Genomic DNA, 26,979 nt, shown 5'->3' with positions numbered 1-26,979 from the left:
GCTCGAGTCCCGTGCCGTCGCGGCCGAGGCGACGTTCGAGGCGTTCGCCCGCGACTGCAAGATCCGCAGCTGCGCCCTGGCGAACCCCCGCGAGGACGTCCAGGCGCTGTTGGGCCAGCTGCGTTCCGGGCGCGTTCGCGGCGAGTACGTGGACCTGACGCCCGGCTCCGCGCTGAACGCGATCCTGATCGGTTTGGCTGATCGCTCGCGCTGGCCAGCACTGGCCGACGCACTGGTGAAGGCGCGTGCCGGCGACGGCAGCGGCCTGTTCGCCCTGCTCGACCCGCTGGTGAACGACCTCGACGAGAACCCGCCGCGCTTCGACGCCGGACTGGTGATCGGCTGCAACGACACCGCCACCCGCATCCCGCCGGACCGCGTGAAGGCCCTCGCCGCCGACTGGCAGAGCAAGCACGCCATGTTCGGTGCCGTGTTCGCCCGCCAGCTGCTGCATTGCAACCCGTTCCCGCCACCCAAGGCCGAGAAGCTCGACGCCTTGAAGAGCGCGCCGCCGATCGTGGTGCTGAGCACGGCCAACGACCCTTCAACGCCCGCATCCGGCACCGAGCACGCGGCGCAGCGGCTGCCGGGGTCGGCGTTGATCGGGTGGCAGGGCAGCGGGCACGGGGCCTTGGGCTTGTCGGGCTGCGCCACCACGGCCGTGCGCGACTACCTGATCGACGCGAAGGTTCCGTCGAACGGCACCGTCTGCCCGCCCTGATCGGGTGGCGCTGGAAACCCTTGCGTCCCAAGACGCTCAGCGCCTCGCACACGGCGAGGGGGAGCCTCCGCGTGACCACAACGCGGAAAGCTCCCCGGCCGAATTCTGGTGTCAGCAGCTGGAACAGCAGCCGCAGCCGGGACCCGTGCACCCGGAACAGCATCCACACGTACCCATCAGGGCCTCCCCGTCCTCCAAGCCGGACCTGCGCGGGACATCCGCGCATCCCACGGTCCGCCCCGGCACCAGACCTGGGAAGCCCTCTCACCCGAACGCGTCCGGACAACCACCGAGGCGTCGCAGCAGGTGACCGCGCTACGCGCCCAGGTCGTCCAAAGCCTTCTGGGCTGCCTCCAGTTCGGCGCGCAACTGCTCCACGCGGGCCAGCTGCTGAGCACGCGCCGCGTTCAGGACGCCCTCGACGATCTCGGCGACCTCCGGGGTCAGCAGCTTCGAGGCCTGCGCCACGGCGGCCGGGGAGACCGGGGTCGGGCGAACGGTCTTGCGGGTGCCCTGCAGCACCTCCACGGTCCACTCGCCATCGCCCATCGACACCAGGGTCACGGTGACCTCGGGTGTGGCGCCCTTCGACGCGGGCTTGCGCGCGGGTTTCACGGCAGCGGGCTCGACAGGAGCGGCCGCGGGTTTCGGCTTGGGGGCCGCGGGTTTCACCGGCGCCTCCGGAACGTAGGGATGAATGATCTCAGTCTCGCGCGGCGGCTCAGGTGGCGCAGGAGGTGGGGCCGCCGGCTTCTTGCGCGGCGGGGGTTTCTCCAGCGTCAGCTCCGCCGGGGAGAAGGACATCTCGTCCTTCGAGCCCGTGGGCCGGACCTGGATGAAATCGCCCTCGGGAGGATCGGTGAACGCCAGCAGCTTTGCCGACCTTCCCGCCTCCATGCCCACCGCGGCCGCTGTGAACCACACCAGCGGCTGGGTTCCTCCGTCCAGCTGCGAGCGCAGGCTGTCGACGTCCTCCGCCGACAGCCCGCTCTTCTTCGCCATCGCGCTGCCTCCCCACGTTCGAACACCTGTGCCCCAGCATGCCCTACACCCCTGACATTTCTGAGTACCGGGTCGGCAGCAAGATCGTTACGGATTGCCGTCGGTCCCGCAGATGTAGCCCGCGTTGATGCAGTTGCGGACACGTCGTTCCAGCTCGGTCGGTTCCCACGCGTTCATGAAGTCACCGTGGAACGTGTAGCCGGGCGCGTTCGTCACGTTCACGCCGTTGAGCGTGCCTGCCAATGACAACCCGGTGCCGTTCACCGGATAGGTGATCAGGAACTCCAGCCGCGGCACCACCACCGGATGCGACGACGGGCAGACGAGACCGATGGCGAACGCCATGTGGTCACGATGGTTCGCCGAGTCGAGATCCCTGCCGTTCCAGCACGTCGGGAAGTCCAGGTAGGTTTCGACCTTGGTGCCGGCCGGGCAGTTCAGGAAGTCGCGGTTCGACGGCGACTGCGTGGTGCACGACCACCGCGCCGCCGGGTTCTCGGCCGGCGAGGCGGCCTTCGCGTTGCCCACCACGTACCGCAGCCCCTGCGGATGCGCGACCGCACGCGTGCGGTCGTGAATGCCCTGGTAGTAGATCGTCACGCTGTCCGGCGCGACGGGCTGACCGTTCTTGTAGAGCGTCGGCACCCAGTACGCCGACTTGTCCGACACCGGGTTGCAGTTCGTCGACCCCGCGCGCAACGACGTGAGCGTCGAGAACGCGTTCGTCGTCCGGTTGCCGAAGAACTCGTGCATGTGCGAGACGCCCGACCGGTTCTGGAACACGATCGGGTCGTCCTGCCCGCGATGACTCGACGAGCAGGTCACCCGGAACTCGGACCCAGGAACCGCCTGCTGCTCCACCATCGCCCGCGCCTGTTCAGCGCTGTAGATGTAACTGTGCCCCGCGTGTGACACGGCCGTCCGCTGCCCCACCACGAGTCCCGCCGCCACGAGCGCCACCGCCACCGCCGCGATGCCGATCGCTCCTCGAATCCGCACGTGCATGGACACTCCTCTCGCACCACATTGCGTGAGAGCGCTCTCATGACAGGTACGGTAAACCCTGTTGCCAGTGCGTGTCCACGTGAGGGTTGCTCAGGCTTCTTCGGCGCGCAGCCGGTACTCACAGCCGTACTCGACCGCGTACGACAGGTCGTAGACGTGAACAATCTTGGGGCCGCCGTGCAGATGCACGTGCGTCACGGTCTGCTTCGGGTCCTCTGGTGCGGACGGCAGCGAGTCGACCCGGCCGTCGAGAGGACCGCCGACGTACCGCACGACATAGGGCTGGGACACGCCGACCTCCTCTCGCGTTCGTCTCATTCTACGAGGTCGGTCACTGGATCCGTTCCCGATACATCCGGTCGGCTCACTCACACCCCGAACCACCGCACAGCCAGCTCGTCCAGAGAATCCGCCTCCGGCATCTCACCCATGAACCACGACATGTTGGAGTAGACGTGCAACAACGCGTACGCCATCACGCGCCGAGGATCCGGCGTGCGCCCGTACGCGTCCATCATCGCCTTCCAGCACCTCTGGTCGCCCTTCGTCACGAAGATGCCCGCGCCGACGAACTCGTACTCGAACGCCCCGCGCATGGCCGGCTCGAAGTCGAACAGCCCGGACAGCTTCCCCTTCTGCTGCAGCAGGTGCACGCTCATCACCTCGGTGTGCAGCAACACCGGTCGCACGTCACCGAGATCCACGTCGTCCAGGAACTCGGGAATCTGCTCCAACCAGTGCTCGGACAGATCGCGTTTCCGTTGCTGCTCAACACATCCAGCGCGTTGCTCAGCCACGAACGCCGCCCAGTCCTTCGGCTCCAGCACGTCCGGTGGCTCGACCTCGTGCAACGCCGCCAGCATCTCCCCGACCTGAACGCTGATCTCGACGTCCGGCACATCGGGCTCCGAGCCGTGCAGCCGTGACATCAGCACATAAGCCCAGTCGTCGAGCAGACCCGTGTCGTGCAGCCGCGGAGTCGGCACCGGCAGCTTGCCGTACAACGCCTCCATGACCGCGACCTCGGTCGGCACCTCGTCGTGATGCTCCGGCGGCCACAGCTTCAGCACCAGGTCGTCGCCGATGGCGAAGACGGGCAGCGAGCCCTCTTCGAACCGCACCACGTCGCCACGCAGGCCGAGGCGGTCGCGCAGCTGCTCGGCGTCGTGGTGCGAAAGCGTGGTCACTCCTGCTTGCGGGCGCGCGAAGGCTGCACCCGCATCGGCTCGCCCGGCATCTTCGGGTAGTCCGGCGGGTACGGCATCTCGCCACGCGGATCGGCCGCGTACCACTCCAGCAACGTCTCGATCCCGAACGCCTCGGAGTCCAGTCCCTCGTGCGGGTTTCCGCGCTCGGCAAGGTACTTCGGCACGGTCAGCACGTCGAAGTCGTCGGGATCCACAGTGGACAGTTCGTCCCAGGTGACCGGTGTCGACACGGTCGCGCGAGAGGTCCCTCGCACCGACCAGGCGGAGGCGATGGTGCGGTCGCGGGCGGCCTGGTTGAAGTCGATGAAGACGCGAGAGCCGCGTTCTTCCTTCCACCAGGCCGAAGTGGCCAAAGTCGGCGCCCGCTTCTCGACCTCACGAGCCAGCGCGATCACCGCGTGCCGGACGTCGATGAAGTCCCACTCCGGCCGGATCCGCACGGCGACGTGAATGCCGCGACCACCCGAAGTCTTCGGATAGCCGACCAAACCGGCGTCGGCGAGCACCTCGCGCAACACAGCGGCGACGGCAGCGGCGTCGCGGAAGTCGGTGCCCGGTTGCGGATCCAGGTCGATGCGCAGCTCGTCCGGGAGGTCGACCAGAGGACGCCGCACCGGCCACGGGTGGAAGTCGAACGTGCCGAGGTTCGCGGCCCACACGATCACGGCCTCCGACGTCGGGCAGATCTCGTCGGCCGGGCGACCGGAGGGGAACTTGACCTGCACGGTCTCCACGTACGAGGGAGCGCCCTTGGGCACGCGCTTCTGGTAGAACGCCTCGCCCTCAACGCCGTCGACGTAGCGCTTCAGCACGACGGGGCGGTCTCGCAGCACCGACAGCAGCACCGGGGCCACGGTGCGGTAGTACTCGACCACCTGGCCCTTCGTGATGCCCCGCGCCGGGAAGTACGGCTTGTCCGGGTTGGACACCCGCACCAGCTGGTCACCGACTTCGAGCTCGATCGCCTTCGCCTTCGCAGCAGCCACGCCAGAACACTAAAGGCCGCGGACGAACGCCGCGAGCGCCAGTTCGAAGCTGTCGCGGTCCAGTTCGCGGGCGACGCCGGGCAGGAGGTGGGCGCGGTCGAGGTGCGGATAGCGGCCGGAGTAGTCGGCCGGGTCCGCGGAGAAGCCGCTGGAGAACGAGCTCAGCGCCGAGCCGAACACGATGTACATCAGGCCCGCGGCGATCATCGTGGCCTCTCGGCGCGACCAGCCGGCGTCGACCAGCGCGCCGTGCAGGAGGTCCAGCCGCTGAAGCGACTCGTCGCGACCGGCCGGGCCGTACGCGAGGAACGGAACGATGTTCGGGTGCGACGACAGCGCCGTGCGGTACGAGCGCGCGCACCGGATCAGGCCCTCCCGCCAGTCGACAGTGAACCCCGACACGTCGACTGTAGACAATATGGAGGATGCGATGTCGTTGAGCAGCTGGTCCTTGGTGCGAACGTGCCCGTACAGCGACGCGGCCTGCACGCCCAGCTCCGCGGCGAGCTTGCGCATGGACAGGCCGTCGAGGCCGTCCCGGTCGATGATGGCCAGAGCCACCGACCTGATGCGGTCGGGACTCAGCAGGGGGGTGCTCGGCCGGGGCATGTGGGTTAACCTAACACTGTTCGGTTAATCGGGAGGACCCGTGGACTTGACGCTTTCGGACGAACACCGGCAGCTCAGGGAGCTTGCCCGGCGCTTCACTGACGAGCGCATCGTCCCGCACGCCACGCGCTGGGACCGCGACGAGGCGATCGACAGGGACCTGGTCCCTGCGCTCGGCCAGGTCGGGTTCCTCGGGCTCGGCATCGACGAGACCTACGGCGGATCCGGTGGCGACAACCTCGCCTACTGCCTGGTCCTCGAAGAGATCGCCCGCGGCGACTCGGCCGTCCGCGGGATCATCTCCGTCTCGCTCGGGCTGGTCGCGAAGTCGATCGCGAAGCACGGCACCGAGGAGCAGAAACAACGCTGGTTGCCCGGCCTCACCGCAGGCGCCGAACTGGGCTGTTTCGCACTGACCGAGCCCGGCACCGGAAGTGACGCCGGCAGCCTCGCCACGAAGGCCACGAAGACGGGCAACGGCTGGGTGATCAACGGCCGCAAGGTCTTCATCACCAACGGCACGTGGGCCGACGTCGCGCTGGTCTTCGCCAGGACCGGCGGACCTGGACCGAAGGGCGTCAGCGCGTTCCTCGTGCCCACCGGCCAGGAAGGCTTCACCGCCACCGAGATCAAGGGCAAGCTCGGCATGCGCGGCCAGGCCACCGCCGAGATCACCCTCGACGACGTCCACGTCGGCGACGACGCCCTGCTCAGCGAGGAAGGCTTCAAGCTCGCGATGGGCGCGCTCGACAAGGGCCGCATGTCCGTCGCGGCGGGCTGTGTGGGTGCGGCGAGAGGCGCGTTGGAGGCCGCGCTCGCCTACGCCAAGGAACGCGAGCAGTTCGGCAAGCCCATCGCGGCCTTCCAGCTCGTCCAGGAGCTCCTCGCGGACATGGCCGTCGAGACCGACGCCGCGCGCCTGCTCACGTGGCGCGTCGCCGACCTCGCGGACCGGAACCTGCCGTTCGGCACCGAAGCCTCCATGGCCAAGCTCTTCGCGAGCGAGGCCGCGGTCAAAGTCGCCAACAACGCCATCCAGGTCTTCGGCGGCTACGGCTACATCGACGAGTACCCGGTGGGCAAGTACCTGCGGGACGCCCGTGTCACCACCCTCTACGAGGGCACCAGCCAGATCCAGAAACTGCTCATCGGCCGTGCGCTGACGGGCATCAACGCATTCGTCTAAGGGGCAGAACATGGACTTCACGCTCGACGCCGAGCAGAAGGAGATCCGCGACTGGGTGCGGACCTTCGTGCGCAAGGAGATCATTCCGCTGGAGCCGGAGGTGCTGCGCCGCGAACGCGCCGGCCAGCCCGGCCTGCCCAAGGACGAGCTGAAGGCGCTGCAGGACAAGGCCAAGCAGGCCGGGTTCTTCGGTGTGCTGACCCCGCAGGAGTACGGCGGCATGGGCCTCGGCGCGATGATGACCGCGCTCATCGAGGCCGAGCTGGGCCGCAGCTTCGTGCCGTTCCGGTTCGGCGGGTACGCGGACAACATCCTGTTCCACGGCAACGAGGAGCAGAAGCAGCGCTACCTGCTGCCGACGATCTCCGGCGAACGTGTGTCGTGCTTCGCGATCACCGAGCCCGGCGCCGGCAGTGACGCCAAGGCCATCCGCACGTCCGCCGTCAAGGACGGCGACGAGTGGGTCATCAACGGCGAGAAGACGTTCATCACGCAGGGCAACGAAGCCGACTTCGTGATGGTGTTCGCGGTGACGGACAAGGAGAAAGGCGCCGACGGCGGCGTCACGTGCTTCCTGGTCGACCGCGACATGGGCTGGAAGTCCGAGCCCATCCCCACCATGGGCCAGTGGGGTCCGGCGGCGCTCGTGTTCGACAACGTCCGCGTGCCGGAGGAGAACATCCTCGGCGAGGTCGGCAGGGGCTTCCACCTCGCGATGCAGTGGATCGGCCAGGGCCGCTACCTGCTGCCCGCCCGCGCGCTGGGCAGTGTCGAGCGGCTCGTCGAGATGGCGATCGAGCAGGCCAAGAACCGCGTCACGTTCGGCCAGCCCATCGCCGAGTACCAGGCCATCCAGTGGATGATCGCCGACTCCGCGGTCGAGATCGAGGCGTTGCGCTGGCTCGTGCTGCACGCCGCGTGGCTCGTCGACCAGAAGCAGGACTCGCGGCAGGCGCAGTCGATCGCGAAGCTCTACGGCGGCATCAAGGCCAACGAGATCGTCGACCGGGTGCTGCAGATCCACGGCGGCATGGGCTACACCCGCGAGCTGCCGATCGAGCGCTGGTACCGCGAGCTGCGGCTGCTGCGCATCTACGAGGGCACCGACGAGATCCAGCGCCGCACGATCGCCCGCAACCTGCTCAAGGGCCACGCGAACATCCGGGGCTCACTGGGCTAGCACGTATCTTGGGGTGATGCTCCAGCACAGCATCCTCGGCGTCGTCGAACGACAGGTCCGCACCTGGTCGGCCGACGACGCCGAGGTGTACGGGGCGGCCGTCGGCGCCTACTCCCCCGCGTTCGCCATCCCGCTGCTGCAGCACGGCGGCCCGCAGCTGGGACTGACCGGCGCCGACATGACCCAGGTCCTGCACGCCGAACAGTCGCTGTGGCTGCACCGCAGGCTCCCCGCACACGGTTCCACGGTCGTCACCAAGACCGTCACCGGCATCTACGACAAGGGTTCCGGCGCTCTCGTCGTCAGCACGTGGGAGTCGGAGTACGCGTCAACGCGGTCGTCGTGCTTCATCAAGGGCGAAGGCGGTTTCGGCGGCGAACGGGGCGAGACGCGGAAGTTCACCGTTCCGGAGACCGAGCCTGAGGTCAGCTATTTCCAGACCTCGGCGCACCAGGCGTTGCGCTACGCCGAGACCGGTGACGTGAACCCGATGCACCACGACCCGGAGTTCGCCGCTCGCGCCGGGTTCGACCGGCCGATCCTGCACGGCCTGTGCACGCTCGGCATCACCGTGCGCGGCAAGGACTTCACCGAGCTGCACGCCCGGTTCACCGCACCGGTGCTCCCCGGTGACGAGCTCAGGATCGAGCACTGGCCGACCGGTGAGTTCCGCACGTTCGCCGGCGATCAGCAGGTTCTCATCGGATCGGTTCGGTTTTCCGAAGTGGACAGCCGCTGAACGTCCGCACGATCGGACACATGAGTACTGCCCTGTCGACCGTGGACTCCGGAATCGAACCGGTGCGCGTAGCGGTGGAGTCCCGCGACCTGATCAGCGCGGCCGGTGTGACGCACCTGCTGAAGAACTCGCCCCGAGTCCGAGTGGTGCAAGAGCGCACAGACGCGCATGTCCTGCTGGCTCTCGTCAACGAACTGTGCGCGCAACAGGCGGCACGGCTGCGGGCTTGCGGTTCCTCCAGGATCGTGGTGATCGCGGCACGTGTGCACGACCTCACACCGTCGATCGCCGCGCAGGCCGGGCTGGCGGTTCCCTTGCGGCGCGCGGACGTCAACGCCGAACGCCTGATCAAGCTGCTCGTCGGCGGCCACCACGTGCAGGACAGGTCGCCGGTGCTGAACGACCGCGATCTGCAGCTGCTGCGGCTGCTGGCCGACGGCGCGACGATCGCGGAGATCGCCGCGCGGCTGTTCTGCTCGGAGCGGACCGTGAAGTACGCGCTGCACCAGCTTTTGGAACGGTTCGGGCTGCGCAACCGCGTTCACGCCGTGGCGTGGGCCCTGCGCTCCGGCCTGTTGTAGGTCAAACAGGACCGAAAACCGACGACAGCTGCACGCGCCTGCTGATCCCGACCTTCCGGTAGACGCGGGTCAGATGCAGCTCAACGGCGCGCTGCGTGACGTTGAACCGCGTCGCGATCGCCCGGTTCGTCTCCCCGTCCAGCGCCAGCCGCACGATGCGGGACTCGTGCGGCGTCAGCTTCTCCCAGGCCGCCCCGCGCACAGGCCGGATCGGTTCGGCCAACGCCGCCCGCGCCTGCTCCCGCAACTCGGTCGCCCCCGCCCTTTCGGCGTCAGCCAACGCGGCCCGCGGCGCGCCGAGAGCGAGGTGCATGCGTGCGCGGTGGTGCAGCAGCAAAGTGCACGCCCATGCCGCTGCCAACGTGCCCGTGTAACCGAGACGCACCAAAATCTCCCGCGCCTCACCTGGACGTCCTCTGTCCACACAGGATGCGACGAACGCTCCCGCTCCCAACGCCACACAGCCTCTCGCGGGTGACGTCCGGGCGAGGTCACGCATGAGCCGGGCAACCTGGGCGTGGTCACCGTTCTCGTGGTGAGCCCACATTTCCAGGGCCACCAGCCAGTCGTTCTCCGCGCCGACGAGACGGGCCCGCAGCCGCGGCGCGAGATCCAGCACCGCGGCAGATCCGGTCCGCAGAAGTCCGAGCCCGGCGAGGACGAGCGACGGCAGCACCCTCGGCCCGCTCTCCGGCGTGCCGTCCGCGAGATCGCGCAGCACCTGCTCGGGATGCGCGGGAACGACCGGCGAACTCCCCGAAGCACCCAGAACGTCCTCGTCGCACTGCCAGTCGAGGACGACCGCGGCGAGCCATTCCGCCGCGTCGCCCTCGGCGGAAAGCCGGCACCGTGCGAGTTCGTCGGCCCGCGGCGGGATTCCGCAGCGCAGGTGGAGATCCGCCATCCCCACCACCACTTGTGCGGCGACCGGCTTGCTCAACGGCTCGCGGAGAGCGGCGCGCAGGCACCTCGCCGCGTTCTCCGGCCGTCCTGCCGCCCGGTGCAGCCGCGCCGCGCTGTGCAGCACTGGTGCTGCCCATTGCGTCCCAACGGGTTCGGCGCACGCCATGACGTGTTCGGCGACAGCGGCCGGTGGGTCGCACCGCCGATGCATGACGGCTGCCGCCGCACGGTGAAGGCGTTCCCTGGACTCGGGCGCCGTCTCGTGCCGGATCGCGTGGCTCAACGCCGGCGACTGGATGCGCATCGGCTCGTCGGCGGCGAGGCGTGCGTCAACGAGGCGTTCGAACGCGGCGAGCGTGCGGAACGACCCCATTCCGGCGACCTCGCAGAGCAGGTCCAGCGGCGCACTGCCCAGCACGGCGAGAGCACGGGCGACGGTCACCGCGTCGGCGTCCAGCACCTGCCAGTGCCGCCGCACGGCCCGCAGCAGCCGTGGCAGCCGCAGCCCGGGAAGCATGCCGCGCAACGAGTTCACCGCAAGGTCCGGAACAACGTCCAGGACATCGCTCAACACGCCCGGCGCGCCACCGCTGTACTCCAGGCACAGCGCGGTCAGCTCAGGCGAGGCCTCGACGTCGACCCGGCGCCGGATCATCTCGGCCACCGACGCGGCCTCGATCGGCCGCACCGGGACCCGCACGGCGTCGACCACCGCGAACGTGTCCGGGTCGAAGTCTCCGCCCGACCACCACAGCGCCCCGGAACCGCGACAGCCGCTCGGTCTCCTCGGCGGAGAGCTGCTCGGCGTCGTCCACCACGAGCACCGTGTGGCGGTCGACGCCGGACAACGCCCGAAGACCGCGCGCCGGCCGCAACCCGCTGCGCACCGCGATCGACGACGCGACGGACAGCAGGGCGCTCTTGCCCATCCCCGTCGCACCGTGCACGACGCACGACCGCGCACCACCACCGAGCGCGTCTGTCAAGACGGCGATCTCCCGGTCACGGCCCACGAGCAGGCCACCTGCCTCGCGCACGACGGTGCCGACGAGGCCTGGGCGAAGTGGGGCAACCATGCCGACCAGCAAATCGTCAGCGGGCGGGAAGGACCATGCAGAAGCACCGGCAGAAGTTCCGCAGGTCTGCCCGTTCGCACAAAACTGCTCGACGAATCAATTGGTAATGGCAATACGCGACTTTGAACCGATTCGGCGTTCCCTGCGTGAGAACTGCTGAACATAGGCGAACACTTCAGGGAGTCCCGATGCGGGTCGCGTCACGCACCGTCTTCGACTTCGTCCGCCCAGACGGCGCCACCGCCCCGGTGGAGACGCAACTGCTCTACCAGGCGGACGACCCGTTCGCGGTGACGATGAACTTCCACGCCGGCGGCGCGGTGGCCACCTGGATCATGGGCAGGGACCTGCTCGCCGAGGGCATAACCATGCCGGCGGGCGACGGCGACGTGCGGCTGCGACCGCACGCCGGCCGGGTGCTGGTGCTGGAGCTGATCTCCGACCGGCAGGTGACCGTGTTCCGGGTGCCGACGGGGACGCTGCGGAAGTTCCTCGACGCCACCTACCGGCTCGTGCCGCCCGGTTCCGAACGCTTCGACGCCGACGCGTTCCTCAGCATCGTCCTGCGCTGAGTCGTTCAAGCTGGGCCGTCTTCACGCAGGCAGGCTGATCCCGAGTGCTTCCGCCACCTCGTGCTGCAACCTGGTCATGCCAGGTGACTCGTAGCGCTCGCTCTCGGCCAGAGCGCGTACCCGGTGACGGATCGCCGCGTCGTGGTCGTTCATGCGATCGCAGAGGCCCGCGAGCTCCATCAACACGGACACCTTGACCTCCGGGTCGGAGAGCGACTCCACGGCCCCGGTCAGCTGTTCGCGCGCCTCGGCGAGCCGGCCGCGAGCAGCGTCCGGCTGCGGGTGTGCCGCGCCATCGACAGCAGGTTCGCGGCTCCCTGCCCGACCAGCTCCTCGGCCTCGGCGATCACGCTGAGCGCCTCCTCGTGCTCCTCCGCCGCGACCAGAGCGTCCGACAGGCGCAGCAGCAGTTGGGCGGCGTTCTCTAGCGCCACGCCACGTTGAATCCCACGCAACGCGCGTTCCTCCGCGACGCACGCCCGATGCGTCTCGACCGCGTCGGCGAAGCGGCCCAGCCGTTGCAGCAGAACACCGGTGTACGACAGCGCGAGCACCACGTTCATCGGCTGGCCGGCCTCGCGGAACAGGTCGGTGGCACGCCTGGCGTGGGTCACGCCCGCCGCGTGGTCGCCGAGCCGGGTCTCGATGGCCGACCGGTAGTAGTGCGCCCAGGCCGTCTCCGCCAGCGAGCCGCACTCCTCGGCGACCCGCAATGCCTCCTGGTGCCACCGCATGGCCAGCGGGATGTGCGTGTGCCGCGCGACGTAGACCCAGCACACGAAGTTGAGCTGCTGAGCCTGCTGCTCCAGCTCGCCCAGCTCCCCCGCGGCGCGCACGCCTGCCGTGTAGACCTCCAGCCACAGGTCACCGGTCGCGCGGTGGTCGGAGTACCAGTGCATCGACCGCGCCAGCGCCAGCACCCGCTCGTACGCGCCGTCGCCGACGGCCTCCCGGAACGCACCGCGCCAGTTCGCGAGCTCGTCGGACAGCCAGCGGTCGGCGCTCGCCAGGTCCGACGCGCCCTTGTCGTCGGGGAGGAACGCCGACGCGGCTTGCATCGCAGTGGACAGCAGCCAATCGCGCGTGCGCAGGCGGTGCTTCTCGAGGTCGGGTTCCTCGCTGTGCAAACGTTCGCGCGCGTAGTCGCGGATCAGGTCGTGGAACGAGTACCGGCCGGGGACGTCCGGACGGAGAAGGCTCGCGTCGACGAGTTCCTCCAGCAACGTCTCCGTGTCGTCCGGCGGCATGTCTGCGGCGACCGCGGCGAGCGCGACGGACGTGTCCGGGCCGTGGATCAGCGCAAGCCTGCGGAAGAGCATCGCGCTCTCGGGGGCGAGCAGCCGGTAGGACAGCTCGAACGCGGTGCGGACCTGGACGTCACCGGTCGCGAGCACGTCGAGGCGTTCACGTTCGTCGGAGAGCTGTTCGGCGAGGTGGCGCAACGACCACGTGGTGGGGCCGGTCAGCCGGTGGCCCGCGATGGCGAGCGCCAGCGGGACGCCGCCGCACAACGTCGCCACCAGGTCCGCCGACTCCACGTCGGCCTTGATCCGGTCGGCACCGGCGGTCGCGGCGAGCAGCGCGACGGCACCGTCGTGGCGCAGCGGGCCGACGGTCGAGGCGGTGCCGGCAGTCCAGCCCGGCGAGCACGTTGCGGCTGGTCACCAGCACGAGCGAACCGGGACTGGCGGCGAGCAGCGGACGGACCTGGGCCTCGTTCGCGGCGTTGTCGAGCACCAGCAGCACGGTCCGTTCCCGCAGCATCGACCGGTAAAGGCGGACGCGGTCACCCGGATCGGACGGCATCCGCGCGTCGGGCACGCCGAACGCCCGCAGCAGCCGCGCGATCGCCCGTTCCGCCGACAGCGGGGCCGGGTCCATGCCGCGCAGGTCGAGATGGAGACAGCCGTCCGTGAACCGACCGGCGAACCGGTGGGCGGCATCCACTGCGAGAGAGGTCTTGCCCACGCCCGGAGGTCCGTGCACGACGACGACGTCCAGCACCGACGACGCGGCCGCGCGGCCGATGGACTCGGCGAGCTGCTGCTGCTCCGATTCACGGCCGATGAGGCACTCTGCCGGTGGTGGCGCGCAGTCCGTCCGTTCCGGACGTGGCTGAGCCACTTCGGAAGACCTGGCGAGCGCGACGAACTCGGCGGCCTCGGTGCCACCGAGGCCGAGGCCGGTCACCAGCAGCTCGACGGTCTGCGCCTGCGGGCTGTGCACCCGGCCGCGTTCGAGGTCGCTCAGCGTCCGCACACCCAGTCCTGTGCGGGCGGCGAGGTCCTCCTGGGTGAGTGCCGCCCGGCGCCGGTAGAAGCGCAGGAACTCGCTGAAGGTGGTCGCGCGCATTCCCTCACCCTCTGGACAAGCCCTCACCCTCCGACAAGCACCGCCGCACCTCGGCGGCGATCTCGCGCGTCGCGTCGGTGTCCCACCGTTCGCATGCTGCGAGCGAGTCTCGCAGATGACGTTGACACGCGCTGTCGTCACCTCGTGACTTGGCGTTGCCGGCGAGCGCCCGCAGTGTCTCGATCTCCCCGACCCCGTCGCGGGCCAGGCGGAACCCTTCGAGCGCTCGTGCCAGGTCCTCATCGGACTCGGCGATCCTGCCCGCGGCTCGATGGGCTTCAGCGCGGTGCGCCAACGTTCGCGCACGCCACGACGTCATGTGCGCGCGTTCGTAGACGTCCTCGGCCTCGGTCAGCACTGAGACGGCCTCGTCCGGCCTGTGAGCGTCTATCAGTGCGAGGCCGAGCCATCCGAGCGTGCGGCCGAGGGACGAGAGTTCGTAGGTGGTGTGCGCGTGGGCGCGCTGTTCGTTCGCTACTTCTTCGTGCACGACGACCGCGGCCTCCGGATGGTTCATCCGCCGCCACAGCACGCCGAGCACGGACCGTGCGATCAGCACATCCATGGGCTCGTGCATCGACTCGATGGCCTTGAGGCACACGCGTTCGGCTTCTTCGTGCTCACCGAGTCCGCTGTGCGCGGCCGACGCGATCAGCCACACCCAGCCGAGGTGCCCGGTCTCCCCCGACGACTCGGCGAGCCGTGCCGCGCGGGTCAGCACCTCCAGCGCGGGTCCTGACCGGCCGGCCACGTCGAACAGCACCCAGCCGAGCTGGCTGAGCACCACGATCTCCTGCCACGGCGGGAGCGCCGGGGCGAGCGCTGCGCGGTAGACGCGTTCCCAGACCAGACCCGGTTCGACGGCCGCGTAGTGCGAGAGTGCGATCACCGCTCGGGCCACGTCGTCGTGCATGCCTCTGGCCTGCGCCTGCTCGACGATCTCGGGCACCAGGTCGCGGTGCTCGTCCAGCCAGCGCCTCGCCGCCGGCACGTCCGGGAAAGCCCTGCCGCGTGGACGCACCCGCCGCGCGTCGCCCGTCTGTCCGAAGAGGACACCCGCTGCCACCGCGGATTCCAGCAGCCAGGCGAGCATCCTGCGGTGCGCGTCGTCGTCCGTTGCGTCGATCAGGCCGGTGGCGAACGTCCGGACCAGGCCGTGGATCGAGTAGCCGTCGCCGTCCGCGTCGATGAGGCTGACGTCGGCGAGGTCCTCCAGCACCCGTTCCGCCTCTGTCACGCAGAGGCCGGTCAGCTCGGCGGCGAGCTCAGGGGTGACGCGGGTGCCGACGAGCAGCCCGAGCCGCCGGAACATCAGCTTCGCAGTCTCCGGCAGGTGCGCCATCGACACCTCGAACGCGCCGCGCACGTCGAGGTCGCCCGCCGTGAGCGCGGCCAGGCGCCGTTCCTCGATCTGCTCCACCAGGTGCCGCAGCGGCCAGCGCGGCCTGCTGGCGAGCCGGTTGCCCGCGATCCGCAACGCCAGCGGCGACATCCCGCACAGCGTGACGAGCTCCGCGCGGTGTCGGGATCGGCTTCGACGCGCGCGGGCCCGATGATCGACGCGAGCAGCTCGACGGCGGCCGGTTCGGTGAGCCCTCCGAGCCGGATCCACGTGGCGTCCGCCAACCCGGCAAGCCTCCGTCTGGACGTCACGATCGTGAGGCAGCCCGGATCTGCCCTGAGCGTGCGGATCTCCTCCTCTGTGCTCGCACCGTCGAGCACGAGCAGCAGGCGCTTTCCCGCGAGCAACGACCGGTAGAGCCTTGTTTGCCCGTTCGCGTCCTCCGGCACGTGCTCTGCCGGAGTGCCGAGGTCCTTGAGCAACCGTTCGAGCGGTGGTGTGGCGCCCTCCAGCTCGACGAGCAGCTGGCCGTCCGGGAAACGTCCCTCAAGCAGATGCGCTGCTCTCACGGCGAGACTGGTCTTGCCGGTTCCCGCAGCGCCGTGGACCACCACGAGCCCGCCGTGCATGGACGCGATCGTGTCGAGCTCCGTGTCCCTGCCGACGAGGTCCGCGACGTACGGCGGCAGCGACCAGACCGGACTAGTCACCGCGATACGGCCCGCCCTGGCGAGCCGGCGCAGCTCGTCGCGGCTGGTTTCGTCGAGATCCAGCGCGTCGAGAAGGGCCTCGGTCGTGCGGCGCTGAGGAGAACGGGCGCGGCCGCGTTCCATGTCGCTGATGGCGCGGACGCTGACGCCGGAACGGGCGCTGAGCTCCTCCTGGCTGAGCCCGGCGTTCTTGCGGTGCTGCAGGAGCCGGGCACCGAACGTCATGCCACCGAAGTTAGTGGTTCAAGCTCGCCATCATCTGCGCACACACCCGAGAGAGGTGCCGGCGCATCACGGTCGACGCCCTGGCCGCGTCACCGTCCGCGACCGCCTTGACGAGTTCGTCGTGGTCGTCCATCGACGCGTGCTGGTGCGGCGGGTCGTCCTCCAGCGCGCTGCGGAGGAGAACCACTCGTTGCTGCACGAGCCGCACCTGCTCGGCGATGTGCGGGCTGCGGGCCGCGTCGAGCAGCGTCTGGTGGAACGCGAGGTCCAGCCGGTACGGGAACGGCTGCCCGGCTTTGTAGTTGCTGCGGCTCTCCGCGCACACCTCGTGCAGGCGGACCAGGTCGACATCAGTCCGCCGCGACGCCGCCAGTTCCGCGGCCGCGCATTCGAGGGCGGTACGCAGCTCGAACAGCGCTTTGACGTCCTCGGCGTCGGCATCGGGCACGAACGCGCCCCGGTGCGGCACCAGCGTCAGCAGCCCTTCGGAGGCCAGGTGCCGGATCGCCTCGCGCAACGGCCCGCGGCTGATGCCGAGCTTCTGCGCCACCTCGACCTCGTTCACCCGTGAGCCTGGAGGGATTTCCCCAGTGAGCACCTGTTCGCGCAAGACGTCCACGGCCTGTCCGGCCAGACTGAGGTGCAGCGGGGTCGGAGGTGTCACCTTCGTCTCCTGATCTGGACGGCACCGGCCGTCCTCCCGCTAAACTAGCGAACGTGTCAACTGTCGACAGTTGGCAGTTTCGGACCTGAGTGCGGGAGGCGACATGGGACACGAGGTCGTGGCAGAGGTCTGGCGAGGCGACTTCCTGGAGTCGGTGCACCACGGCACCGTCGTCGCGACCGACCCGGCCGGCGCCCCCACGCTGTCGGTCGGACGGCCCGGCGACATCGCGTTCCCGCGCTCGTCGAACAAGCCGCTCCAGGCCCTCGCGATGCTCCGCAGCGGTCTCGACCTCGACGGCGAGCTGCTCGCCCTCGCGTGCGCCTCGCACTCGGGCGAGGACTTCCACGTCTCGGGCGCGCTCCGGATTCTGGCGTCCGCCGGTCTGAGCGAGGACGCCCTGCAGTGCACCCCTGACCTGCCGATCGGTGAGGACGCCCGCGCCCAGCACCTCGCCCGTGGCCTGTCCGCCGCACCGAAGTACATGAACTGCTCGGGCAAGCACGCCGCAATGCTCGCCACCTGCGTCGCCAACGGCTGGTCCACCGCCGACTACCTGGACCCCACTCACCCGCTGCAGGTCGCCACCCGTCTCACTATCGAGGACGTGGCCGGCGAGCCCGTCGCGCAGGTCGGCGTCGACGGCTGCGGTGCCCCCATCTTCGCCATCAGCCTCACGGGCCTGGCCAGGGCGTTCGGCCGCCTGGCCGCCGCGCAGGAAGGCACGCTAGAACACCGTGTCGCCGCCGCCATGAACGCCTACCCGCAGTGGGTCGGCGGCACCGGCCGCGACGTCACCGTCCTGATGGACGCCCTGCCCGGCGTCATCGCCAAGGACGGCGCCGAGGGCGTCTACGCCGTCGGCCTGCCCACCGGAGAAGGCGTGGCCCTGAAGATCGCCGACGGTTCCTCACGCGCCCGCGCCGTCGTCATGGTCGCGGTGCTCAAGCGGCTCGGGGTCGACGTGAGCAAGGTCGAGGACCTCGCCACGGTGCCGGTTCTCGGTCACGGCCGGGCCGTCGGCGCCGTCAAGCCCTCGCTCGCGCTGGCCGGTTGACGACCCGTTCCCGCGTGAACGCCCGGCACACCTGAATACCTGCCCCCAGCCACTAAGCTGGGGGTTATGGGCGATTCGAAGGACGAGCGCGAGAAGTTCCAGGAGGAGCTGATCGGCCTCGACCCACACGACCCCGAGACGAAGGCGTTCGCCGAGCACCTCGACCGGATGAAGCGCGAGCGCCCCGGTTTCACCGTCGAGGGGTACCTGGAGGGTGTCCAGGACTTCGCCGACTCGGCGAACCGGACGACCGGGCACCAGCGGCTGCTCGCCGTAATCGTCGTGGGACTGCTGCTGCTCGGCGTGATCCTGACGATCTGGTTCGCGCTGGGCGACATCCTGTCCATCATATTCTGATCCAAACGAGACCGACTCCTTAACGAGGCCTTACAGCCCCGGAAGCCGGCTCACAGCCGGGAAGCCCCACGACAGCGGCGGCGTTATAAAGGGTCATGGAACCTGTTGTCGGCGCCACCCCCAAAGTCGTGCGTTCCGAAGAGGAATGGCGCGCCCAGCTGAACCCCGCCGAGTACGCGGTGCTGCGCCAGGCAGGCACCGAGCGTCCGTGGACGGGCGAGTACACCGAGACCAAGACCGAAGGCGTCTACGAGTGCCGTGCCTGTGGAGCCGAGCTGTTCCGCAGCGACACCAAGTTCGACTCGCACTGCGGCTGGCCGTCGTTCTTCTCGCCACTGGCGGGAGACTCGGTCATCCTGCGTGAGGACCGCGCGCTCGGCATGACCCGCGTCGAAGTGCTCTGCGCCACGTGCCACAGCCACCTCGGGCATGTTTTCGAAGGTGAGGGGTACCCCACGCCGACGGACCAGCGGTACTGCATCAACTCCGTCTCCTTGAAACTCGTTCCGTCCGAATAGGAGACTGAGCCCGAGTCCGGTCGCACTGGACCGGACCGACCTGGGAGGCGCAATGATCTTCTTCGGTACCGACGGCGAAGGCTCCAGCGGAGTCGATGGCGGCTCGTCGAGCTAGGCCACCAAGAGTGAGCCACACCCACAAATCAATGACAGATCGCGGACAACCCTAAGGCTTCGTCAACAAGCCTTGTGAGGCTGTGGCCCGGACCACACCATGAACGTCACCGAAGCAGTTTCGGGGCAGTCAGGGGGTGGGTCGCATGCAGAGGCCTTGGGGGTTGTCCGGACCGGAGTTCCTTCAGCTGTACTGGATCGGGCTGGCACTGGCGGTGCTGGTCGTGGTCATCGTTCGGGTACGCGTGCGGGCTGGTCACAGCGACCAGCCCGTGCGCTCCCTGGACATGGACGAGCTCGCCTACCTTGCGGGCGGTCCAAGGCGCGTGGTCGAGACGTCCATCGCGCGGCTGCTCACCTCGGGTGAGCTTCGCACTTCCCGGCGTGGCGCCGTTCAGGTCACGTCCACCACGCGGTCACTCAACCCGGTGGACCGCGCCGTCATCACCGACAGCCAGCGCTACACCAACCGCACCCTCAACCTGATGATCCCCTCCGTCTCCAGGGACGGCGTCGTCACCGCGATCGGCAGGCGACTCGAGGACCTGGGCCTGGTCGTCAACCCGGACGTCGCGAAAAGCGCGCTGCGCAAGGGATCCATCGTGTTGTGGGTGCTGCTCGCGATCGGTGTCGCCCGCTGGGTCAACGGCATCGCCATCGACGCGCCCGTCGGCTGGCTGACGCTGCAGCTCGTCGTCACCGGCGTGCTGATCTGGCTCCTCACTCGGCGCAGCAAGCACGTGCGCACGAGCAAGGGGAACAACGTTCTCGACGCGGCCCGCACCACGAGCAGTGGCAGGCCCGCGACCTCCGACGACGCCTTGTACGCGGGCGCGGCAGGGGTGGTTCTCTTCGGCGGCCTGGCCGTCTACCCGGATCTGGCGGTGCGCAGCTCGCTGCTCGCCTCCTCCACCAACGCCTCCGCGAGCTCCAGCACTTCCAGCTACAGCTCGTGTTCGACAGGCTCTTCCTCGTGTTCGAGCGGAAGCAGCTGTGGTGGAGGCGGGGGCGGAGGCGGCTGCGGCGGTGGCGGCGGCTGATCCGTTGTTCGGTCCATTTCAGGTAACACAAGGAACCCGGGGGTAGATCTCACGTCGAAGATGCACTGGCACCAGTGAGGGGAGTGCTGATGGCCAAGCCTTCGACAGCCGCGGTGATGTCCGTGGAGGAGATCGGGTTCCTGGCAGGGGGACCGGGCAGGGCGGTGGAAGCCGCTCTCGCCCGGCTGATGGACGGCGGTCTCGTGCGCATCTCCCGCGAGGGACTCGTGACCGCCGTCTACCAGAACGGTTACGGCGCGACGACCGCGCTCGAGGCGTACATCCTCTCCGGGCTGCACGGCACCGCTCGTCCGATCCCGCAGGTCGTGCAGGTCGCGATGGGCAGCCAGGAGATGGGCTCGTTGCGGCACAGCCTGACCGCCCGTGCGATGGTGCGCCGGAAGTGGGGCAAAGCCGGCGGCGGCACCCGTGCGTTCCGGACACTGCTGATCCTCCTCGCCATCGCCTCCGCGATCAGCGCGATCGCGTTCGACGGGAAGCTGATCGCACTGACGGTGGTGCTGCTGTTCCTCACGTTCCTGATGCGGAACAAGGGCAGGGTCACCACGCTCGGCAAGAGCGTGCTGCTGTACGCGATGAGATACCCGCGCGGTGATGCGGACGTGGTGGCGTTGCACGGCCTGCGCCGCGGCGGGCAGCGCACGAGGAAGTCCAGTTCGGACAGTGGCGGTTGCGGTGGCGGCTGCAGCAGCTCGTACGACTACAGCCACCACAGTTGCGCCGGTTCGTCGTCGAACTGTTCCAGCAGCAGTTCCAGCAGTTGTTCCAGCAGTAGCAGCAGCTGCAGCAGTTCCAGCTCCAGTTGCAGCAGCAGTAGCAGCAGTAGCTGTAGCAGCAGTTCCAGCAGTTGAGGGGGACACCGATGGCAACACCTACGACCACATCGGGCTTACAGCTGTCCGCGGAGCAGATCGGCTATCTGGCGGCGGGTCCTGGCCGGGCAGCCGAGACCGCGCTGGCCCGGCTGCTCGACGCGGGCCTCGTGCGCGTGTCCCGCGACGGCCACGTGTCCGCCGTGCACCAGAACAACCACGGCGCGGCCACCCGGCTGGAGGCACGCGTCCTCACCCACGTGCGGATGCCCGTCCGGTTCGACGAGGTCGTGAAGACCGCCGCGTGGAGCACGGAGATGCAGTCGCTGCACCAGCAGCTGCGAGAGCAGGGGCTGACGCAGAACCCTCGCCGCCGGCTCCCGACGTGGTGGGTCTTCCTGGTGGTCGGGGGTGTGCTGACCGTGCTCGGCATCGGGACACCGGAGTTCCTCATCGGTGCGGCGGCATTCCTGCTGTTCGCCGTCTGGGTGCGCGGCCGGGACCCGGTCACCAGGGCGGGCAAGGCGGCGGTGCGGCCGGTGGCCGCGACCGACCGGGTGCTCGCGGTGGCGTTGTACGGCTTCCGCGGCAAGGTCGCCGGCCAGAACGTCGGCGACCTCTTCGACCTGTCCCAGAGCGTCGTCAAGATGGTCCAGCTCAAGCGCAGGAAGTCCTCTTCGGACGGTGGCGGGAGCGGGTCGGCCGCGGCGTGCGGCAGCTGCGGCAGCGGGTGTGGTAGCAGTAGTTCGTCGAGCGGTGGCAGCAGCTGCGGCGGCGGTGGCTGTGGTGGCGGCGGAGGAGGCGACTGATGGCGGGGATCACGGACCTGGGCGTCGGCATCGGCTGGCGCTCGGAGATCGACCTGACCGTGGAACGGCTGCCCGGCGTGGACTTCGTCGAGGTCGTCGCCGAGAACCTCCACATCGGACACCTGCCGGAATCGGTGACGCTGCTGCTGGAACGCGGCGTCCCGGTGCTCCCCCACGCCGTGTCGCTGTCGCTGGGCGGCGCGGACCAGGTCGACCTCGACCGGGTCTCGCACCTGGGCGAGATCGCCGAGGCGGTCGCGCGCCGATGGTCAGCGACCACGTGTGCTTCGTCCGGGCAGGCGGACTCGACTCCGGCCACCTGATGCCGGTGCCGCGCACCAAGGACGCGCTCGACGTGCTCGTCGCCAACGTCAAGCTGGCTCAGCAGAACCTGCCCGTCCCGCTCGCGCTGGAGAACGTCGCCGCGTTGCTCGAATGGCCGGACGGCGAACTGTCCGAGGGCCAGTTCCTCGCCGAGCTCGTCGAGCGCACGGACTGCTGGCTGCTCGTCGACGTCGCGAACCTGTACGCGAACGCCCGCAACATCGCCACGGATCCGGAACGGTTCCTCGACGAGATCCCGTTGGAGCGCCTGGCTTACGTGCACGTGGCCGGCGGCGTAGACAACGGCGACGTCTACCACGACACCCACGCCCACGCCGTGCTGCCGGAAGTGCTCGGTGTGCTCGACGAGCTCTGCTCACGAGTCAGGCCACCCGGCGTTCTGCTGGAGCGCGACGACAACTACCCGTCCGACACCGAAATCGCGTCCGAGCTGGCCGCGATCCGCGCGGTCGTGGACAAACACCGTGGCTGAAATGAACAGTGCCGATCCCAAGGACACCAAGTCGGGAAGGTTGGGGCGAATCGACGAAGAGCGTGTCGACTCGCCCCAACCTTCCGGTAATGATCCTTCGGCCGCACGCGAAAGGCTTGCCGCCCAGCAGTCCGAGCTGTTGAATGCATTGCTCGCGAACGGGCCAGCCCCGGCGGGATTCGACGAGCAACGCCTCGGCGTCGAACGTCGCGCGTTGCTGTCGAAACGCCGCGGCATCGTGCGGATGCTGGCCCCTGACGTCGCCGACGAGCTCGGCGACAGGTTCCGGCCGCTCTTCGACGCCTACGCCGTGGAACACCCGCGTCGTGCGGGCTCACGCGCGCGCGAGGATGCCGCGTCGTTCGCGGAATGGTGCCGTGCCGCAGGGGAACTGTCAGTGAAACGCAAGGCGCGCTGGAAGTTCTGGCAGTCGAACTGACGGGCGAACGAAGCCCCGCCAACAATCCCCCGTTCAGCCCTGTGTGACCCCAGCCACCATCGATACGTTCGAAAGGGTCGGGGGACCTTTTCAATTGCTGCGGAAGGTTTTCCGGCCTGCGCGGACCACAGCGCGCAGAAATTCGAACCATGAGGGGATTCGAATGGGCGGAAAAATCAAAGTGCTGGGCGCCGCCTTCACGGCGCTCGCACTGACCGCGGTACCGGCCCTTGGGGCGCATGCCGCACCACAAGCCGGCACACCGCAGAAGGCGATCGACGAGGTCACCCTCGTCACCGGCGACAAGGTCCTTCTTGGACAGGGACAGCACGTCGTCGCGATTCAGCCCGGTGAGGGCAGGAACGGCATGACGTTCAAGACGCACCGCGGTGCCGACGGGCACACGACGGTCGTCCCGAAGGACGCGTTCGGGCCCCTGGCGGCGGGCCGGCTCGACCGCAGACTCTTCGACGTCACCACGTTGCTGGAGTTCGGCTACCGGGACCGGATGCCGTTGATCGTGGACGGCCGGGCCAGAGCGGGGGCACGGTCCTCGAACGACTGGGCGGCTCTCCAGGCCGAGGCCGGCTCCGGTGACAAGATCTGGCTCGACGGCATCCGCAAGCCGAGCCTCGACCGCAGCGTCGCCCAGATCGGCGCACCGGCCGCACACCAGCGCGGTGTCACCGGCAAGGGGATCAAGGTCGCCATCGTCGACACCGGTGTCGACGAGAAACACCCCGATCTCGTGGGTCAGCAGATCGCGGAGAAGAACTTCACGACCGACCCCGACAACACCGACAAGGTCGGCCACGGCACCCACGTCGGCTCGACCGTCGCGAGCCACGACTCGAAGTACGGCGGCGTCGCACCGGGCGCACAGCTGCTCGACGCCAAGGTCTGCATCGAGTTCGGCTGCCAGGAGTCCTGGATCCTCGACGGCATGCGCTGGGCGGCGGAGCAGGGCGCCCAGGTCGTCAACATGAGCCTCGGCGGCGGCGACACCCCGGAGATCGACCCGCTCGAGCAGGCGGTCAACGACCTGACGGCCAAGCACGGCACGTTGTTCGTCATCGCGGCGGGCAACTCCGGTTCGCCGGGCTCGGTCAGCTCGCCCAGCACGGCGGAGGCCGCGCTGTCGGTCGGTGCCGTGGACCGCGACGACAAGCTCGCCCCGTTCTCCAGCAAAGGTCCTCGCGCTGGAGACAGCGGGCTCAAGCCCGAGGTGACCGCACCGGGCGTCGACATCGTCGCGGCGGCTGCAGGGACCAACGGCGAACACTTCGCGGCGAGCGGCACGTCCATGGCGACGCCGCACGTGGCGGGTGCCGCGGCCCTGTTGCGCCAGCAGCACCCGGAGTGGACGCCCGCACAGCTCAAGTCGGTGCTGGCCACCACGGCCAAGCCGACGGCGGGCGTGAGCGCGTTCGACCAGGGCGCCGGCCGCATCGACGTGGCCAAGGCGATCAACCAGGTGCTGACCGCCGACGTCGTCGCGGTGAACCTCGGCCGCCACGAGTGGCCGCACGGTGACGACAAGCCGGAGACCAAGTCGATCACCTACAGCAACCCGACCGACTCGCCGATCACGCTCGACGTCACGCTCTCGAGCAGCGCCCCGCAGGGCATGTTCTCGCTGAGCGCCTCGAAGGTCACGGTCCCCGCCAAGGGCACCGCGTCCGTCAACGTCACCGGTGACACCCGCGTCGGCACCAGGGACGCCGCGTACACCGGCGAGGTCGTCGCCACGTCCGGTACGCACACCGTCCGCACGCTCGTCGGCGTCGACCGCGAGGTGGAGAGCTACAACCTCACGATCGACCTCACCGGCCGCGACGGGCAGGATCCTGCGAGCGCGATGACGTTCATCGCCGGCCTCGACAACCAGGCGTTCAAGGTCGTCTTCGGCGCAGGTGACCAGAAGGTCCGCCTGCCCAAGGGCACCTACGTCGTCGACTCGTCGGTCAGCACAACGGAGAGCATGGCCATGCTCCTCCAGCCCACCGTGAAGCTGACCGGGGATCTGACGATCAAGCAGGACGCCCGCCTGGCCCAGCCGCTGTCGGTGACGGCGCCGGAACCCGTCGGCACCTTCGTCGTCGGCGAGCTCTCCTGGAAACGCACGTTCGGCGACGCGACGATGAGCTCCTCGCTCATCTCGTTCGGTGGCTTCGACCGCATCTTCGCGGCCCAGGTCGGCGGGCCGCTCCCGTCGAAGGAGCTGTCGTCGATGGCGACGCTGCACGCCAACTCCGCCGCCGACCCGGCGAAGTACTTCCGGCTCGCGTACCCCGTCGGGGGCAGCCTCCCGAACGGCCTCACGCGTGCCCCGGAGCTCAAGGACCTGGCTCGCGTCGAGACCTCCATCGGCAACCGGAAGCCGGACAGCCTCGCCTCCAAGGGCGCGTTCCCGACGTCGGTGCACGGAATCGGCGGCGGATCGGCGCTCTACCAGGTGCCGGCGGGTGCCAAGCCCGTCGACTACGTGACGACCGAGGACGTGCGCTGGCAGGGCATCGTGAGCATGTCGCACGCCAACGGCGCCCAGGAGCAGCACATCTCCGGGATGCACAAGTACGCGGCGGGCAAGACCTACCAGGAGCAGGCGGCCAAGCCGGTGTTCTCACCGGGCCTGCCGGAGTCGCCGTTCCCGTTCGCCCAGCGGTCCGGCGACCGGATGTTCCTCCGCGTGCCGCTGCTGAGCGATGCGAGCAACGGGGAGGGTGTTTCCACTGTGGACAGTGCACGTGCCGCGCTGTACCGCAACGGTGTCCTCATCGGCGAGACGACCACTCCTGGCGGCAGCTTCCAGAACGTGCCGCCGCAGGAAGGCGACTTCCGTGCCGAGGTGAGCCTCGACCGGAGCACTCAGTTCGAGTTCAGCACCAGGGTGTCCGCGGCGTGGACCTTCAAGTCCAAGGCCACGGACAAGGTGGACACGCTGCCGCTGTCGGTGGTGCGGCTCCAGCCGAAGCTCGACGCCAACGGCGCGGTGCCCGCGGGCACGTTGCAGCGCGTCGGGTTGCTCACCCAGTCCCAGGGCGACACGGGCAAGGTGCGCGTCACCGGTGTCGAGTACTCACACGACGACGGCCAGTCGTGGCGCCGTGCGGGTGTGGTCGGCAACAGCGCGCTGATCTACCACCCGGCGAACGCGCAGTGGACCTCGGTGAAGGCCACCGCGACGGACGCCAAGGGAAACACCGTTGAACTGACCGTGATCCGCGCCTACAAGGTCACGGCAGGTTAAGTACGAGCTCGGCCGCCGGGACGCGGGTGCCCGTGTAGAAGGGGATCTCCTCACGCACGTGCAACCGCGCCTCGGTGCCGCGCAGGTGGCGCATGAGGTCGACGATGCGGTGCAGTTCGTCGGCCTCGAACGCGAGCATCCACTCATAGTCGCCCAGCGCGAACGACGCGACGGTGTTCGCGCGCACGTCCGGGAAGTCGCGGGCTTCCTTGCCGTGGTCCGCCAGCATCTTGCGGCGGTCCTCCTCCGGCAGCAGGTACCACTCGTAGGACCGCACGAACGGGTAGACGCACACGTACTTGCGCGCCTCTTCACCCGCGAGGAACGCGGGGATGTGGCTGCGGTTGAACTCAGCCGGGCGGTGCAGGGCGACCTGCGACCAGACCGGCGTCGAGACCTTGCCGAGCGGGGTGCGGCGGAAGCCGGTGTAGGCGGCCTGCACCTGCTCGATCTCCTCGGCGTGCCACCAGATCATGAAGTCCGCGTCGGCGCGCAGACCGGCGAGGTCGTAGACGCCGCGGACGACGACGCCCTTGCCCTCCAACGCGTCCAGGTAGTTCTGGGTCTCGCTGGCAGCAGCCGAACGGTCCTCCGGCAGCTTGCCGGGTTCGACCCGGAACACCGACCACATCGTGTAGCGGATGGTGTCGTTGAGTTCGTTGTAGTTCAGGCGCGCCATACGTC

General features: G+C 69.1%; 27 protein-coding genes and 1 pseudogene. 15 read left to right on the top strand and 13 right to left on the bottom strand.

Annotation, left to right across the window (positions count from 1 at the left end; genetic code table 11):
• Positions 1-721, top strand: a 721-nt coding sequence (locus tag FXN61_RS07330) for an alpha/beta hydrolase (protein ID WP_188134778.1), incomplete at its 5' end; no start/stop codon positions are given.
• A 315-nt stretch (positions 722-1,036) separates the two neighbouring features.
• Here the strand turns inward: FXN61_RS07330 and FXN61_RS07325 are convergent.
• The 6 genes from FXN61_RS07325 to FXN61_RS07300 all read right to left on the bottom strand — a co-directional run bounded on the left by FXN61_RS07325 (position 1,037) and on the right by FXN61_RS07300 (position 5,531).
• On the bottom strand, positions 1,037-1,723 hold the full coding sequence (locus FXN61_RS07325; RefSeq protein ID WP_167971486.1) for a DUF6319 family protein: 687 nt from the start codon (positions 1,721-1,723) through the stop codon (positions 1,037-1,039).
• 87 nt (positions 1,724-1,810) lie between these two features.
• The gene (locus FXN61_RS07320; RefSeq protein WP_167971485.1) at positions 1,811-2,728 is read right to left on the bottom strand and encodes a DUF1996 domain-containing protein; all 918 of its coding nucleotides are present in this window, start codon (positions 2,726-2,728) and stop codon (positions 1,811-1,813) included.
• A 90-nt stretch (positions 2,729-2,818) separates the two neighbouring features.
• The gene (locus tag FXN61_RS07315) at positions 2,819-3,046 is read right to left on the bottom strand and encodes a DUF8847 domain-containing protein (protein ID WP_167971484.1); all 228 of its coding nucleotides are present in this window, start codon (positions 3,044-3,046) and stop codon (positions 2,819-2,821) included.
• Positions 3,047-3,096: 50 nt separating this feature from the next.
• Positions 3,097-3,915 (bottom strand): aminoglycoside phosphotransferase family protein, encoded by an 819-nt coding sequence (locus tag FXN61_RS07310; RefSeq protein ID WP_167971483.1) that lies wholly within the window; start codon positions 3,913-3,915, stop codon positions 3,097-3,099.
• Positions 3,912-4,922: a non-homologous end-joining DNA ligase gene (ligD, locus tag FXN61_RS07305; protein ID WP_167971482.1), complete on the bottom strand. Its 1,011-nt coding sequence runs from the start codon at positions 4,920-4,922 to the stop codon at positions 3,912-3,914. Before ligD ends, FXN61_RS07310 begins: the two co-directional genes overlap by 4 nt.
• A 9-nt stretch (positions 4,923-4,931) precedes the next feature.
• Positions 4,932-5,531: a TetR/AcrR family transcriptional regulator gene (locus tag FXN61_RS07300; RefSeq protein ID WP_167971481.1), complete on the bottom strand. Its 600-nt coding sequence runs from the start codon at positions 5,529-5,531 to the stop codon at positions 4,932-4,934.
• A gap of 40 nt (positions 5,532-5,571) precedes the next feature.
• Here FXN61_RS07300 and FXN61_RS07295 point away from each other — a divergent pair, with 40 nt between their 5' ends.
• From FXN61_RS07295 to FXN61_RS07280, 4 genes are read left to right on the top strand one after another with little or no spacing between them, the layout of a single operon-like run.
• Positions 5,572-6,717, top strand: coding sequence for an acyl-CoA dehydrogenase family protein (locus FXN61_RS07295; protein WP_167971480.1), 1,146 nt, complete (start codon positions 5,572-5,574; stop codon positions 6,715-6,717).
• Between the two features lie 10 nt (positions 6,718-6,727).
• Complete coding sequence (locus FXN61_RS07290) at positions 6,728-7,897, top strand: acyl-CoA dehydrogenase family protein (protein ID WP_167971479.1); 1,170 nt, start codon at positions 6,728-6,730, stop codon at positions 7,895-7,897.
• Positions 7,898-7,913: 16 nt separating this feature from the next.
• Positions 7,914-8,636, top strand: coding sequence for a MaoC/PaaZ C-terminal domain-containing protein (locus FXN61_RS07285; protein ID WP_188134777.1), 723 nt, complete (start codon positions 7,914-7,916; stop codon positions 8,634-8,636).
• A 20-nt stretch (positions 8,637-8,656) separates the two neighbouring features.
• Positions 8,657-9,217 carry a helix-turn-helix domain-containing protein gene (locus FXN61_RS07280; RefSeq protein ID WP_167971475.1) on the top strand — a complete coding sequence of 187 codons (561 nt, stop codon included), beginning with the start codon at positions 8,657-8,659 and terminating at the stop codon, positions 9,215-9,217.
• A gap of 1 nt (position 9,218) precedes the next feature.
• Here the strand turns inward: FXN61_RS07280 and FXN61_RS55135 are convergent, their stop codons facing one another.
• Together FXN61_RS55135 and FXN61_RS07270 are read right to left on the bottom strand one after the other, a co-directional pair.
• Positions 9,219-10,820: a helix-turn-helix domain-containing protein gene (locus FXN61_RS55135; RefSeq protein WP_167971473.1), complete on the bottom strand. Its 1,602-nt coding sequence runs from the start codon at positions 10,818-10,820 to the stop codon at positions 9,219-9,221.
• Positions 10,738-11,196 carry an ATP-binding protein gene (locus FXN61_RS07270; RefSeq protein ID WP_167971471.1) on the bottom strand — a complete coding sequence of 153 codons (459 nt, stop codon included), beginning with the start codon at positions 11,194-11,196 and terminating at the stop codon, positions 10,738-10,740. Before FXN61_RS07270 ends, FXN61_RS55135 begins: the two co-directional genes overlap by 83 nt.
• 188 nt (positions 11,197-11,384) lie before the next feature.
• Between FXN61_RS07270 and FXN61_RS07265 the strand changes: the two genes are divergently transcribed.
• The gene (locus FXN61_RS07265; protein WP_167971469.1) at positions 11,385-11,768 is read left to right on the top strand and encodes an SsgA family sporulation/cell division regulator; all 384 of its coding nucleotides are present in this window, start codon (positions 11,385-11,387) and stop codon (positions 11,766-11,768) included.
• A 21-nt stretch (positions 11,769-11,789) separates the two neighbouring features.
• Here FXN61_RS07265 and FXN61_RS07260 read toward each other — a convergent pair whose 3' ends face one another.
• From FXN61_RS07260 to FXN61_RS07245, 4 genes are all read right to left on the bottom strand, one after another.
• On the bottom strand, positions 11,790-11,990 hold the full coding sequence (locus FXN61_RS07260) for a hypothetical protein (RefSeq protein WP_167971467.1): 201 nt from the start codon (positions 11,988-11,990) through the stop codon (positions 11,790-11,792).
• A gap of 1,182 nt (positions 11,991-13,172) precedes the next feature.
• Positions 13,173-14,120, bottom strand: a complete 948-nt coding sequence (locus tag FXN61_RS07255; protein WP_167971465.1) for a helix-turn-helix domain-containing protein — start codon at positions 14,118-14,120, stop codon at positions 13,173-13,175.
• A 1,311-nt stretch (positions 14,121-15,431) separates the two neighbouring features.
• A complete protein-coding gene (locus tag FXN61_RS07250; protein WP_167971463.1) occupies positions 15,432-16,397 on the bottom strand; it encodes an XRE family transcriptional regulator in 966 nt (321 codons plus the stop codon).
• Between the two features lie 10 nt (positions 16,398-16,407).
• On the bottom strand, positions 16,408-17,061 hold the full coding sequence (locus FXN61_RS07245; RefSeq protein WP_167971461.1) for a GntR family transcriptional regulator: 654 nt from the start codon (positions 17,059-17,061) through the stop codon (positions 16,408-16,410).
• A gap of 103 nt (positions 17,062-17,164) precedes the next feature.
• Here FXN61_RS07245 and FXN61_RS07240 point away from each other — a divergent pair, with 103 nt between their 5' ends.
• The 9 genes and pseudogenes from FXN61_RS07240 (at position 17,165) to FXN61_RS07200 (ending at position 26,295) form a co-directional block, all read left to right on the top strand.
• Positions 17,165-18,118 (top strand): asparaginase, encoded by a 954-nt coding sequence (locus FXN61_RS07240; RefSeq protein WP_167971459.1) that lies wholly within the window; start codon positions 17,165-17,167, stop codon positions 18,116-18,118.
• A 66-nt stretch (positions 18,119-18,184) separates the two neighbouring features.
• Positions 18,185-18,475 carry a hypothetical protein gene (locus FXN61_RS07235; RefSeq protein ID WP_167971457.1) on the top strand — a complete coding sequence of 97 codons (291 nt, stop codon included), beginning with the start codon at positions 18,185-18,187 and terminating at the stop codon, positions 18,473-18,475.
• Positions 18,476-18,570: 95 nt separating this feature from the next.
• Positions 18,571-18,993, top strand: a complete 423-nt coding sequence (msrB, locus tag FXN61_RS07230) for a peptide-methionine (R)-S-oxide reductase MsrB (RefSeq protein ID WP_030471915.1) — start codon at positions 18,571-18,573, stop codon at positions 18,991-18,993.
• Positions 18,994-19,253: 260 nt separating this feature from the next.
• A complete protein-coding gene (locus tag FXN61_RS07225; protein WP_167971455.1) occupies positions 19,254-20,147 on the top strand; it encodes a TIGR04222 domain-containing membrane protein in 894 nt (297 codons plus the stop codon).
• Between the two features lie 89 nt (positions 20,148-20,236).
• Positions 20,237-21,019: a TIGR04222 domain-containing membrane protein gene (locus FXN61_RS07220; protein WP_167971453.1), complete on the top strand. Its 783-nt coding sequence runs from the start codon at positions 20,237-20,239 to the stop codon at positions 21,017-21,019.
• 11 nt (positions 21,020-21,030) lie between these two features.
• A complete protein-coding gene (locus tag FXN61_RS07215; RefSeq protein WP_167971451.1) occupies positions 21,031-21,789 on the top strand; it encodes a TIGR04222 domain-containing membrane protein in 759 nt (252 codons plus the stop codon).
• Positions 21,789-22,606: pseudogene (locus FXN61_RS07210) on the top strand (MbnB/TglH/ChrH family RiPP precursor modification enzyme). Before FXN61_RS07215 ends, FXN61_RS07210 begins: the two are co-directional and overlap by 1 nt.
• Before the next feature lies 1 nt (position 22,607).
• Positions 22,608-23,045 (top strand): SCO6045 C-terminal-like domain-containing protein, encoded by a 438-nt coding sequence (locus FXN61_RS07205; protein ID WP_246290907.1) that lies wholly within the window; start codon positions 22,608-22,610, stop codon positions 23,043-23,045.
• A gap of 163 nt (positions 23,046-23,208) precedes the next feature.
• Complete coding sequence (locus FXN61_RS07200) at positions 23,209-26,295, top strand: S8 family peptidase (RefSeq protein WP_167971449.1); 3,087 nt, start codon at positions 23,209-23,211, stop codon at positions 26,293-26,295.
• Here the strand turns inward: FXN61_RS07200 and hemQ are convergent.
• Positions 26,282-26,974, bottom strand: coding sequence for a hydrogen peroxide-dependent heme synthase (gene hemQ / locus FXN61_RS07195; protein ID WP_167971447.1), 693 nt, complete (start codon positions 26,972-26,974; stop codon positions 26,282-26,284). The genes FXN61_RS07200 and hemQ overlap by 14 nt on opposite strands.
• Positions 26,975-26,979 lie beyond the last annotated feature (5 nt).

It is taken from the genome of Lentzea indica (assembly GCF_012184385.1).
Taxonomy (GTDB): domain Bacteria; phylum Actinomycetota; class Actinomycetes; order Mycobacteriales; family Pseudonocardiaceae; genus Lentzea; species Lentzea indica.
Note: the sequence above shows the minus strand (reverse complement) of the source record. Positions and strands in the feature narration are given on the sequence as shown.